The organism is Leptospira ellinghausenii (assembly GCF_003114815.1).
In the GTDB taxonomy this organism is placed as follows: domain Bacteria; phylum Spirochaetota; class Leptospiria; order Leptospirales; family Leptospiraceae; genus Leptospira_A; species Leptospira_A ellinghausenii.
Map to the genome: position 1 here is coordinate 278223 of NZ_BFAZ01000006.1, position 12407 is coordinate 290629.

Below are 12407 nucleotides of genomic sequence, written 5' to 3' on the forward strand. Positions count from 1 at the left end.
TCGAGGGAAATATGATAAGTTTTGAACTGAATGATGGAATCGGAATCATTCAACTTGCGATTAATGACAAGAACAGTTTTTCCAATGAGTCTTTTTTGGCATTAAAACACTCAATCCAACAAGCAAAAGATTCAAAAGCAAAAGTTGTCGTTTTAAGAAGTACTTCTGCAGGATCTTTTTCTTTAGGCCTAGATTTGACAACTGTTAGTTCAATGGATATGTCAAAAGATCTTGCTCCATTTTTAGAACTATTTTATCACAACTTAACTGAAATTTACCAATTACCAATGCCCACCATTGCGGAAGTTTCAGGACATGCATTAGGGTATGGTGCGATGCTTGCACTCGTTTGTGATTATCGATTTGCCACTTCTGACATTCGTTTTGGACTACCAGAAGTGAAAATTGGAATCCAAGTGCCTTCTTTTGTTTATGCACTGATGGGTGAAGCCGTTGGTTATGACTTAGCAAAACGTCATGTATTACTCGGTGATGCTTTTAAAGCAAAGGAGTACCCTACTTTATTTGAAGAGATTTCAGAAACAGAAGATGACCTGAAAAAGAAGTCGAAGTCATTACAAACCAAACTGAAAAAAAATTCTTACTCTGCAATGAAAGATACAAAAAAAGGAATTTTGAGTGTCCACAAACCGTTACTTGATTTAGTAAAAGAAGATGTAAAAAATACGATTGCAAGTATCCAATCACCTGATGCAAAAGAAGGGATCTCCGCCTCTGTTGAAGCCAGAAGGCCTGTGTTTACATCTTAAAAATTCAAACGATTCCCTTTCGGTCTCGGATGTGTTTATAAATTTCATCGAGGATAGGATATAAAATATCCTCGTTTTCTTTTGAAATCCCCCAGGTTTGGAGGGATAATAATTTAGCGGAAATGGTTACGATTTTTTTCCGAATTTTTTTTCCCTCCTTTGATAGTAAAATAGCCCATTCCCTTCCATCACTAGGAGAAGGATTTCGATCCACAAGACCTTCTTTCACCAATCGATTCACGAGCACAGTACAAGTTGGTTTTGTTTTTTCAATTGTTTTGGCAATTTGAGTCATATTGATAGGTTTCGAAGTTCGAATCAAAAACGTTAAAATTTCGAAATGAGATGTTGTTAGTCCAGGATAACCTAACTTTTCCAATTCGATGCGAACAATATCAGCAATTTCTGAACTGATACGATCAAAATAACGAACGGAGCGAAACCGTTTAGGAAGTTCTCTTGGCATGATCCGAACTAAAATCGTTACACTTTCAGAGATTCGATTTCTGAAATTTCCTTCGGAATGGACTCTGTTAAGTTGATAGGCGTTTTACCATTAATGAGAATGTCATCTTCAATACGGATCCCTATCCCACGAAACTCTTTTGGAATTGATTCATCATTTGGATCAAAATACAATCCTGGTTCTACAGTAACCACTTGCCCGTCTTTTAAAGGCCTTGATTTACCTTCTAAAAAGTATCTTCCCACATCATGAACATCCATACCCAAATAATGTCCCGTGCGATGCATATAAAACTTCTTATAGGTTTCTTTTTCTAATATTTCATCCAGATTCCCTTTTAAAAATCCCATTTCACGAAGGCAGTCTGATAAAAATCGAACTGTTTTTTCATGGACTTCATTAAACGGAATTCCTGCGACCGAATGTTGGATTGCATTTTTTTGTGCATACAATACTACTTCATAAATCATCTTTTGTGATTCGGAAAATTTTTTACCAACAGGGAAAACTCGCGTCACATCAGCCGTATAATAATTCCATTCCGCACCTGAATCAACTAGAACCAAATCTCCATCCGAAAGTTTGTCATCATTGTTTACATAGTGCAGAATGCATGCATTTTTGCCAGATGCTACAATATGTCCATACCCTCCACCAATTGAGCCATACTTTAAGTATTCTTGTTCGAGTAACGCCTCCAGCTCATATTCGTACATACCAGGTTTACTTTCTCGCATGATCCGCATATGTCCAAGTTTGGTGATTTCTGCTGCATTTTTCAGAATTTGGATTTCTTCTTTTGATTTGGTGAGACGTTCTTCATGTAAAAAATTGGGATGTTCAATTCGATGTGGTCCAAATTTCCCTTCTCTTGCTCTTTCTGATAGATTTTTACATTCTAATAAAAGTTCACGGTCTCTATCTGGGTTTTCACCAAAAAAATAATATAATGTATGATTTCCTATTAAAATTGCTGATTTCTGTTTTTCCCAATCAGTTAAATCATAAACAAAATTCAAACCTAACATCGATTTGATTTTATCTTTTCCTAATCGAATCCCAGTCCAAATCTCTCTCTCTTTGTCCTTTGGCAAACAAAACATACCAACAGCTTCGGATGTTACGATCAAAATTGAATCTTCTTCTTTAATCCCAGTTAGATAATAAAAATCAGAGTTTTGTCTAAACTTATACTCTACATCACGGTTACGAATTTTATGATTCGCCGCAAAAAGAATCAGAATTTCTCCATTTTTTAATCTTTTCTGAACTTTAGAGATTCTTTTTTGATACGTATCAGCATCATATTCTTTGGATTTTAAATGCGGTTGTTTCATGTTTTAATCACTTCCTCAAGTGCTTCAAAAATGCGAACGGGGTTTTGGTCTAACATACAACGAAAATGACCTTCTGGACAAATCCTTCCACCGTGAATTCCACAGGGTCTACAATTTAGACCATTCACTTGCATAATTCGATGTTTGTCAGACAAACTTCCATAACCAAATTCTGGAATTGTTGCGCCGTAGATCATAACTGTAGGTGTATTAAACGCAGAAGCAAAATGAATGGGACTCGAATCATTTGAAATGATGGCTGTTGCATTTTGGATCCAAACCATTAGTTCTTTTAAACTTGTTTGACCTACTAAAGAAAGTAACCTCTCTCTTTCTTTGATTTCCAAAGGTTCTGTTTTCATCATTCGAAAGATTTGATCGTGGATTTCTAGATCTGCCTTACTTCCAATGAGAATCACCGATTCATTTCTTTTTCTCAAAATCTGTGTGATCACACTCACAAATTTTTCTTCTGGCATCCGTTTTGTTTCCCATAAAGAAGAGGGAGCAATTAAAATGTAACCTGTTTCGTTTTTGAGAAGTTTTGACCGTTTGGAAAGATAGGAAGAATTGTCTTCTTCACTTGGATATAAATAGGGCCTTCGTTCCCTTCCTGTTGGGAAATCATAGGGTTCAAACAAAAGTGAAAATAATTTTTCCACCTCGTGTGGGCCTTGTTTTGGCCTTGGAACCAACTTAGTATGCAAAAAGGAAAATCCAGATTCTTTGTAGCCAATCCGAATGGTTGCCTTTGTGAAAAAAGAAATCAAACTAGAACGATAAGAAAAATGGGGAGAATACACTTTATCGAATTTTTCTTTTCTTAATCTTTGGATGAATTTTAAGAAAAAAAATGGATTTTTTTTGATTTTCTTTTTATCAAGACACCAAACTTGCGTTATATCAGGATTATGCTCTAAAACTGATTCTGTACCTAAATTGACTAACACATGGATTTCGCTTTCCTTGTGTTCCATTTTCACAGCGTGGAAAAAGGAGGTAGAGAGGATTAAATCGCCAAGGAAAGCGGTTTGGATGATGAGGATTTTTTCAGGCATCAGACTCTTTCTAATATCGACACAAAGTTGTTTGTAGCTAGTCCACCTATACTTTGTGCTACTGCCAACCGCTTTTCAGGCCATTCAGAAAAGAACCTACAAAGTTCCACAATTTGAGCAAGTCCCGATGCCCCTACGGGGTGACCCCGGGATTTAAGACCACCGGAAGCATTGATCGGTAATTTGCCCTTTGGGTGTGTGAGACCCGCCTTTACCTGGAATAAGGCCTCTCCGCGTTTGAAAAATCCAGCGTCTTCGGCACCCACAAGTTCAAAAGGGGTAAATGCATCGTGTAACTCCGCAAAATGGATGTCATTTGGTCCCACTCCTGCCTCTTCATAGGCCTTGGCAAATGCAATCCGATTGGCTAAAAAACTGGGTTCTGCACTCGTAAGAAAAGGAGACAAACCAGATCCCATTCCTTTGACACACACTGCACTAGGTTCTTTCGATAAAATGAGAGCAGCAGACCCATCAGATAAGGGTGAGATGTCATAAAGCCCCAGGGGACTTGAAATCTTTGGTTGGTTTTTGTATTCTTCCAGAGTTAGATTTTTTTTGATATGTGCCTTTGGATTCTGTAACCCATTGTCATGCAGTTTTTTAGCAATGGCAAACAAATCCTCTGCCTCATACCCATACTCATGTAGGTATTGATTTGTGATCATGGCACCACCTTGTGCCATTGACATTCCCAGTTTGCGTTGTGAATCAGAAAGGACAGAACCTAACAATAAATTACTTTCTTCTCGGTTCAGTTGTGACATGAGTTCTGTTGCAATCACAAGACCATGATCAAACCGACCACTGAGAATCAAATTCACTCCCAACTGGAAGGCCGCCGCACCGGAAGAGGATGCAGTTTCCATTCGGATGGAATATAGATCCTTCAGTCCTAACCTAGCGGCAATTTTTGCTGAAAGGTGAAATTCCTGATTATAGGAATCAGGTGAAAAACTTGCATAGATGATGAATTGAATTTTGTGAGATTGAAACTCATGTACAGATTGTTTTGCGGTAAGAGAGGACAAATCGAGTTGTGATCCTTTGTGTTTACCAAATACACTCATTGATGGATTGTGAATGTAAACTTTCTTCATTCGAATATAGTTTCCGCTTGCCTATTCTATGAAAACCAATTATCTTTCCAATTGAACCGAGAATTTGAGGTTACCCATATGAAGGGAAAAAAAGAAGTAATCGACATATTAGCAGAAGTTCTATCTGCGGAACTCACAGCCATCAATCAGTATTTCATTCACGCAAAATTATGCAAAAACTGGGGATACATGGAACTTGCCGAGTATCTTAGAAAAGAATCCATCGAAGAAATGAAACATGCTGACGAAATCATGGAACGGATTCTCTATTTTGATGGTATTCCTGACTTACAAAAGTACATGAAAATCAATGTAGGCCAAACCGTTCCTGAGATGTTACAACATGACTTACAATTGGAATACAATGCTGTAGAACGATTGAACCGTGGGATTGATATCTGTGTGGCAAGTAAAGACAATGGAACAAGAGAACTTTTGGAAAAAATACTAGTCTCTGAAGAAGAACACATTGATTGGATTGAGACTCAAGTTTCGCTCATTGAATCCATTGGTTTACAAAACTATTTGGCTCAAAAATTAGGAGATTCGGAATAAAACCTACACATCCCACCTATCATGCCATTTGCGGAGAAGGACTTTCTCCGCTTTTGGAAACAGAAATCCAATCCTTTCATCTTAAAATCAGCAATAACAATCGTGGTGGAATTTTTTTCTCGGGCAAAAAAGAGGATGTGATCCAATTTGCCATCCATACCAAATTTGCCTCTCGTGTGAATTTGCAACTCCTTCATGACAATGCGCAAAACTACGACGAATTTTATACCAAAACATCCGAGATCCCATGGGAAAAATACATTGGACCCAATGTTAGTTTTCGCATTGATGCGGAAACCAAAGACAAATTAAAAAATTCAGAATTCACGATGCATCGGACGAAGGATGCGATCCTTGACCGACTTCGTGCGAAAAAAGTCCCTCTACCCGAAATTGAAAAACGATCAGCTGATATTACAATTGTTGTCAGGTCACATACTGATCGATTCAGCGTCGAACTTTCGTTATCCGGCGATCCCGTAGGACGACGAGGTTACAGACTCCATGCAGGAAATGCACCTGTGAGAGAACCCATTGCACAAGCAATGCTCGAGATGTCTGATTGGAAGGAAGGGGAAACTTTAGTCGACCCAATGTGCGGATCGGGGACAGTTCTTATCGAAGCTGCACTCAGAGAACGCCTGTTTGGTGAAATTAATAGATTCCTTTTTGCAGAATCCCCTATTTTCCAAACTTTATTTCCAACTTATGTTTTCTCAGAACGTAAAAAGGAAAACCCAACTTCTCCTCATCTTTTTGGATTTGATATAGACCCAGAAGCCATACGCATTGCAAAAGAAAATGCCTATGAAGCGGGAGTGGAAGATTTTATCAAATTTGAAGTTGCGGATTGTTTAACACTTAAAAATACATTTGGAACCCAAGGCCATTTGGTCACAAACCCTCCTTATGGTGACCGTATCGGAAAACCAATGGAAGATCTACGTGAGATGTACTTTCAGTTTGGCCGAGTTTTAAAAAACGAATTTGGCGGGTGGAAATTTACAGTTTTATGTGCTGATTTTTCACTCCTTGGAAAATTCGGTTTAAAGGAAAACAAACACATCACACTCAAACATGCAAATTTAAAGGCAAAAATCGTAGATTATGAATTACGAGGGGGGAAATGAAATCAAAGGACATTTTAAGTCGTGTTTTTGAAATCACAAGAGATCCAAGAGATGGACTACTCTTCTTAAAAGAATTCCAATCCCTTTCTCCCGAATCTTTTGCCATTCTATATGCTGATTCCGAAACCATCTTTGAAAGTTCCGAGGCTTTATTTTCTGACTTAAAACTCCTCTACCAGTTGGATTTATTTCCGTTTGTTGTGTTGGAAGAGGATAGTTTCCAATACTTAAAAGTTTTTTTCCCACTCGAACAAATGGGAGCCAATCCAAACGATGAAAAGACATTAGGTTTTTCTTATGAAATCATCGCAAGAGAAGAACCACTTCGTGAATCGGTTAAAACTTCCATTCAAAAGAAAAAAATCCCCATCCTACTTTGGAACGATGAAATTGAAAAACTTGAATCCGTCTTAGATCGATGTAGGGCAATTTTACATTCATCAAAAGTGATCTATGTGTCCATCGATGGTCCATTCAAAGATCCAAATTCTGGAAAAGTAAAATCAATCCTACAAATGGAAAATACCTTTCCTGTTCCTAGTGGAGTCACTATTACCGAAAGCCAAAAAGAATTCATCCAACTTTCAGAGGCAATGCTTTCCAAAATTGAGGATCCAAAATTCAGTATTGTTCTCACTTCACCATTCACATTGTTAACGGAACTTTTTACAGTAAAGGGAAGTGGAACACTTGTAAAACGGAAAAACAAAATCCATAAGTTCGAATCCACTGATGGTGTGGATATGGTGCGTCTCTTTCGTTTGATTGAAGAATCATTTGGGAAAAAACTAAAACCAGATTTTTTTCAAAGTAAGTTTGATGTATTATTTTTGGAAGAATCCTATCGGGCCTGTGCTTGGATGCAAAAAACCGAATACGGTTATTTATTATCAAAATTTGCAGTCAATGGTGTGGCACGTGGTGCAGGTGTTGGCCGAGACATATGGGACCAAATCTTAGAACATTGTAGTCCTCTTTTTTGGCGGAGTAAACCTGACAATACAATTAATAAATGGTATATGTCAATCGCACAAGGCATAGAAAAGGACAGTTCTTGGTATTATTATTGGCTCGGTGTGGACCAATCACTCATCCCTGGAATCATATCTCTTCTTAAATCCCAACCAGAAGACTTTGGATTACCAAATCCATCCTCGGATGTATAAAATGAAACTAATTTTTGATGGAGAATGTTCCTTTTGTAATCAATTGGCTCACTCTTTGCAAAATCGATCCATCCAACCAATCGAGATTGTTTCTTACCATACATTGTCTGAAGAGGAATTAAATAAAATCCATCCTCAATTAACAAGGGATAAATGCAAAGGAGAAGTACAAATCATCCAAGATGGGAATCGCTTCCCTGGTTTTTTTGGAGTTCGAGTTTTGTTATGGAATGTAAGATTGTTTCGGTATTTTGTTTGGATTCTATATTTGCCACTATTTCCTTTTTTAGGAATGTTTGTGATGATGATTCTAAAAAAATTTAAGAAATCATTTGTTTAGAGTTTCACTTCATCCAAACGAGACAATCCTAAATAAAAATCTTCCCTTGCATCCAATGCCAATCGGTTCCCTTCCATCACTTGTTTTTTAGATTCCTCTGTAAAACAAACAGTTTCAATCAGATCAAACAAGCGTTTGCTATGCCCTTCGTCTGCATCCAAATTTACCTGAAAAAACTTTCCTTCTGGTAAATTTAATTCTTTTTTCAATTGGTGGTAAGCGTTCGCAATCTGTGAATACTCCAATTTGAGTAAGTATTCGTTGGCAGGTCCAAGAGCTCCTAATCCATAATAAAATCCTAAATCAATTACCGATCTCATTTTCTCTAAATAGGTTTTTGTTTCAGGTAAAATTTGATGTGCTGAAAAATCGAACCCAAGTTGTTCTAAAAAATTTGTTAGTATCGATACATGTGTCTCGGAGATTTTACCTTCTCCCAACTCTTCCCAAATATTTTCAACAAGGACTATTTTGGCATTTTGGTCTCTAGTATTGGCAGCTACTAACAAAAACCAATCAACAAAACCAATGGATACAAAGTATTCTTGGCTAAGCCAAAGTATTAAATCATCGAAAGTCATTTTAATGTTTCTTTCTTTTAGCCACTTTGCTTGTAAAACAGAATGTGTTTCCACTTCCCTTTTTAACATTCCAATGAGATTCATACGATTTGGTCCTTTCCATACTGGTAACGAGGATGAGTTTGGTATTCCTCAAAACCCAAATTGATACATAATTCTAATAATTCCGAATATGATTTTCCAGCTCTTTCCCATAACATTGGCAAGGTGGAATAAATCTTAGAAAAACCAGGTGTAGCATTGACTTCTAAACAGTAAGGAATTTCCTCTTCCAATTTAAAATCGATTCTAAGATAACCTGAACTTCCGAGTAAATTTGCGATATTAAACGAAGTGGATTCTAATTCCTTTTGGAGGGAAATGGGAACTTCGAAATCCAAAGATTCTAAAAATTCTGATTTTGATTTGATTCCTTCATGGTAGATGCCATTAGGAGTATCCACAAAGGCCATGGGTAAAACTTGGTAGTGATTCAAATTTCCAATCACACCAACTGTAAGTTCCCTGCCTGATAAAAATGGTTCCACTAAAAGTGGAGAATATTCCCTGAGAAACATGGGAATTTGAATCTCCCATTCTCTCTGATCTTGGATTGTATTCGATTCCGAAATTCCCAAACTCGATCCTTCTCCGTTGGGTTTCACAAAGACAGGAAAATGGAGATTTGGTTGTGATTGAAATTCTGTTAGAAGTTCTGAATCCGTTACTCGGATACCCATCGAACGCAAAAAAAGTTTGGTTTTATATTTATCCAAAGTGGTACATTGGACTGCAGCAGAACTTCCAGTATGAGGAATCCCTAAATATTCACATAACGCAGGTATGTATGCTTCCCTAGAGGCAGAAGTATAACCTTCCACAAGATTCCATACTATCCAATTTTCCCTGTTACCCTTTGGAATATTTGAAAGAACGGATGTGATTTCTTTTGCGTCCGAAAGTGACACAACATCATACCCTAAGGAGATAATTGTTTTTTCCATATGGAATATGGTCTCTTCCGATTCCCATTCTTGGGAATGTTTTGGATAGTCCGGATTATAAATGTCACATGCAAGAATGACGGTTTTCATTCGGCTTGGTATTTCTCCCAATCAGCTTCTGAAACAATTGGATAATAAGATTCTTTGTCAGAACCAACTGGTTCAAATGAAAAATGTATTTTTTTGGTTACCGCCGAACGAAAGGCATGTTGTCTTGTTTTTGGATAATAACCTAAATACCAATTGGCACCTATCGTAATTTTACCACCACCACCAGGAAGATCATTCACAAAATGAGGAATGCCCATCCCTCCAATTTTTCCTCGCATATACTCAACGATTTCAATTCCACGTGCAAGTGGAGTGCGAAATCCCCTCGAACCAGGAATGAGCTCAGGGTCATAAAGATAATACGCGCGAACACGCATTTCCAATAACTTCTTATGAAGTGTGAGCATTATTTCTTCATCATCATTGATGCCTTTGAGTAATACTGCCTGATTCCCTACCGACACTCCAGCTTTTAACAGGCGTAAAATTGCATCCTTAGATTCTTTTGTACATTCCTTTGGATGATTGAATTGGGTATGACAGAAAATCGATAAATTGTCATCATTATACCTTTCAATGATTTTGCACAATTCATCTGTTATGCGAAATGGCAAGGTAACTGGATTTCTTGTGCCAAGTCTACAAATTCGAACATGAGGGATTTGGTTCAATTCATGTAAAATCCACTCAAGCCTAGAATCCGCAAGATTCAAAGGATCTCCCCCACTAACCACTACATCCTCTACTTCAGTATGGTTTCGAATGTAAGCAAATGCTGTTTCTAAATCTGATTTTTCCATCCTTTCCCCATTGGAAGATACCTTTCTCCCTCTCATACAATGGCGACAATACACACTGCACGAATGGTTTGAGAACAAAAGGACACGATTTGGATACATATGAGTGAGCCCACGAACAGGACTTAGTCTCTCCTCATCCAATGGATCGGAACTTTCTTCTAAAGAAAATACTGCCTCATCCGCTGTTGGCACTATCATCCTTCGAATGGGACAGTTGGGGTCGGTGGGATCAGATAAAGATAAATAATAAGGAGTGGTCGAAACCAGTAACCGGATGGTTTGTTGGATCCCAATCCTTTCTGATTCAGTGAGTAAAAAATAACGAGAAAGATCCTCCCCCTTCACTCGGTTTTGCAACTGTGATGTGGGATCAGTCCAAATCGTCTTGGAAAACAATTCTTCTCTGGCCCGAAGAATTTCTGATAAACTGTTTTGCACGAGCATAAGATTTTATTCCTTACTTGCCAACAGACCACCAAATTCTTTTCTGGTGGTAATGCAAGAAAACCGCTTGGGGGAAATCCGTATGGTCGCCTTCGATGTCGACGGGACCTTATTTTCCTCAGAATCCATAATCTTTAAGACGTATGTGCAGGCAATCGAAGAGTTTGCTAAGAAAACGGGAAAAATTACATCCCTACCCACACACGATCAGATCATCAATGAAATTGGAAAACCAGTGCGGACTATTTTTGCAAACCTTCTCCCCTCATTACCAGAGTCCGAACGAGATTCCATTTCCTCCAGAGTTTTAGATTTACTCTGTGATTCCATCCGAAGCGGTGGTGGTGATTTTTACGCTGGTGTTGGTTCAACCATTCATTACCTGAAAGAAAAAGGGTATACCATCACTTGCGCATCCAATGGACGAAAACCTTATATCGAAACCGTTCTCGATACAGCTGGTGTATTACAATACTTTGAACCCATTGTTGTGATCAACCAAGAGACCATCCACACCAAAGGTGAAATTTTAGCAGAGTATGTACGCAAATACAGTTTAGAGCCAAATTCCATTGCAATGATCGGAGATCGGTTCAGTGACTGGGAAGCGGCGAGGCAGAATGGATGCCCTTTTGGCTTTTGCACCTATGGTCATGGAGTTCCAGGCGAAATCCCTGACTTTGATTGGAAATTCGACGATTTAACGAATTTGAAACAATTTTTTTAAATTCGAAATTCAATACAATTCCGACATTGATAGTGTGGCGGTACATCCCCAAATCCAAGAAGACAAATGGAAATCATTACGCTATTTCCTTGGCGGGATCTTCTTTGTACTCGTCCTAATTGAAAAGTCTATGGGCTTTGATCCGAAAGTTTCAGGAAATTTTTTTCCGAAACAAGGTTTTCGGAATATCGGAAAACAAGTTGATAAAACAAAATTTGCCGAACCAGTGGACCCTTTCCAAAGTGAAACCTTTGAGGATGATTTAAATTGGGAAGAAGAAGTATTTAATCATTCTTACCCAACAAATCCAAAGTCCACCAAACAAACAAAAGTCATCGATGAAACGATTCCTGAAATCACCCTCCCAGAAGACAGATTCCCAGGTGCGGGAAAACGAATCAGTGCAGAACCTGGATACCTTCCTGTTTACTTTCTTAAATTTTATGGTTCTGGAAAAAATAGCCAGTCCCAACTCGTAAAGCTCACCAGAGAATTTCCTGGTGGGGATCCAATTGTATTTTTATTCCAAGAACTCACCAAAGGCCCCACATCTACTGAAAAATCAAAGGGTGTGCTTTCTGCTCTCTCCAAAAAAATCCGAATGGAACCAAACTACCGTTTAGAAGATGGAATCTTACACATTTCCATTTCGGAAGAGTTGAATTCTGGTGGGAGCATGGAAATCTTAAAAGACCGATTGGACCAAATTACCTTTACCTATGTCGGAAATTTCGGAATCCAAGGAGTTGTACTATACTCGAATGGTGAAAGGATCCGAACTTTGGGAAGTGATGGAATGTCCTTACCGGATGTTTTGGCCAAAACACAACGAAAAGTGATTTTGTTCTAACCCACTAAATGGTTTACAACGAAACGACAAACTGTATTCTCAAGATTGG

The 12407-nt window shown here is 38.2% G+C and carries 14 protein-coding genes; 7 read left to right on the forward strand and 7 right to left on the reverse strand.

Annotated features, from left to right (window positions below; all coding sequences use genetic code 11):
- Window positions 1–11: 11 nt before the first annotated feature.
- Entirely contained in the window at window positions 12–770 is a 759-nt protein-coding gene (locus DI076_RS06655; RefSeq protein WP_108959169.1) for an enoyl-CoA hydratase/isomerase family protein, read from the forward strand.
- 4 nt (window positions 771–774) lie between these two features.
- Here DI076_RS06655 and DI076_RS06660 read toward each other — a convergent pair whose 3' ends face one another.
- From DI076_RS06660 to DI076_RS06675, 4 genes are read right to left on the reverse strand one after another with little or no spacing between them, the layout of a single operon-like run.
- Window positions 775–1236 carry a MarR family winged helix-turn-helix transcriptional regulator gene (locus DI076_RS06660; protein WP_108959170.1) on the reverse strand — a complete coding sequence of 154 codons (462 nt, stop codon included), beginning with the start codon at window positions 1234–1236 and terminating at the stop codon, window positions 775–777.
- A 17-nt stretch (window positions 1237–1253) separates the two neighbouring features.
- Window positions 1254–2573, reverse strand: a complete 1320-nt coding sequence (locus DI076_RS06665; RefSeq protein ID WP_108959171.1) for an aminopeptidase P N-terminal domain-containing protein — start codon at window positions 2571–2573, stop codon at window positions 1254–1256.
- Window positions 2570–3631, reverse strand: a complete 1062-nt coding sequence (gene waaF, locus DI076_RS06670; protein WP_108959172.1) for a lipopolysaccharide heptosyltransferase II — start codon at window positions 3629–3631, stop codon at window positions 2570–2572. Before waaF ends, DI076_RS06665 begins: the two co-directional genes overlap by 4 nt.
- A complete protein-coding gene (locus tag DI076_RS06675; RefSeq protein WP_108959173.1) occupies window positions 3631–4731 on the reverse strand; it encodes a thiolase family protein in 1101 nt (366 codons plus the stop codon). Before DI076_RS06675 ends, waaF begins: the two co-directional genes overlap by 1 nt.
- Before the next feature lie 78 nt (window positions 4732–4809).
- Between DI076_RS06675 and bfr the strand changes: the two genes are divergently transcribed.
- From bfr to DI076_RS06695, 4 genes are read left to right on the forward strand one after another with little or no spacing between them, the layout of a single operon-like run.
- Window positions 4810–5286 (forward strand): bacterioferritin, encoded by a 477-nt coding sequence (gene bfr / locus DI076_RS06680; RefSeq protein WP_108959277.1) that lies wholly within the window; start codon window positions 4810–4812, stop codon window positions 5284–5286.
- Window positions 5287–5312: 26 nt separating this feature from the next.
- Window positions 5313–6416 carry a THUMP domain-containing class I SAM-dependent RNA methyltransferase gene (locus tag DI076_RS06685; protein WP_372487279.1) on the forward strand — a complete coding sequence of 368 codons (1104 nt, stop codon included), beginning with the start codon at window positions 5313–5315 and terminating at the stop codon, window positions 6414–6416.
- Window positions 6413–7582 carry an acetylglutamate kinase gene (locus tag DI076_RS06690; RefSeq protein WP_108959175.1) on the forward strand — a complete coding sequence of 390 codons (1170 nt, stop codon included), beginning with the start codon at window positions 6413–6415 and terminating at the stop codon, window positions 7580–7582. Before DI076_RS06685 ends, DI076_RS06690 begins: the two co-directional genes overlap by 4 nt.
- Before the next feature lies 1 nt (window position 7583).
- On the forward strand, window positions 7584–7922 hold the full coding sequence (locus DI076_RS06695) for a DCC1-like thiol-disulfide oxidoreductase family protein (protein WP_245918306.1): 339 nt from the start codon (window positions 7584–7586) through the stop codon (window positions 7920–7922).
- On the opposite strand, the gene DI076_RS06700 is transcribed toward DI076_RS06695, so the two are convergent.
- The 3 genes from DI076_RS06700 to DI076_RS06710 are packed head-to-tail and all read right to left on the reverse strand — an operon-like array spanning window position 7919 to window position 10781.
- The gene (locus tag DI076_RS06700; RefSeq protein ID WP_108959177.1) at window positions 7919–8587 is read right to left on the reverse strand and encodes an iron-containing redox enzyme family protein; all 669 of its coding nucleotides are present in this window, start codon (window positions 8585–8587) and stop codon (window positions 7919–7921) included. The genes DI076_RS06695 and DI076_RS06700 overlap by 4 nt on opposite strands.
- Window positions 8584–9576, reverse strand: a complete 993-nt coding sequence (locus DI076_RS06705) for a D-alanine--D-alanine ligase family protein (RefSeq protein ID WP_108959178.1) — start codon at window positions 9574–9576, stop codon at window positions 8584–8586. Before DI076_RS06705 ends, DI076_RS06700 begins: the two co-directional genes overlap by 4 nt.
- Window positions 9573–10781, reverse strand: coding sequence for a KamA family radical SAM protein (locus DI076_RS06710; protein WP_108959179.1), 1209 nt, complete (start codon window positions 10779–10781; stop codon window positions 9573–9575). Before DI076_RS06710 ends, DI076_RS06705 begins: the two co-directional genes overlap by 4 nt.
- Before the next feature lie 82 nt (window positions 10782–10863).
- Here DI076_RS06710 and DI076_RS06715 point away from each other — a divergent pair, with 82 nt between their 5' ends.
- Together DI076_RS06715 and DI076_RS06720 are read left to right on the forward strand one after the other, a co-directional pair.
- The gene (locus tag DI076_RS06715) at window positions 10864–11508 is read left to right on the forward strand and encodes an HAD family hydrolase (protein ID WP_245918307.1); all 645 of its coding nucleotides are present in this window, start codon (window positions 10864–10866) and stop codon (window positions 11506–11508) included.
- A gap of 34 nt (window positions 11509–11542) precedes the next feature.
- Complete coding sequence (locus tag DI076_RS06720) at window positions 11543–12358, forward strand: GerMN domain-containing protein (RefSeq protein ID WP_108959181.1); 816 nt, start codon at window positions 11543–11545, stop codon at window positions 12356–12358.
- Window positions 12359–12407: the final 49 nt, after the last annotated feature.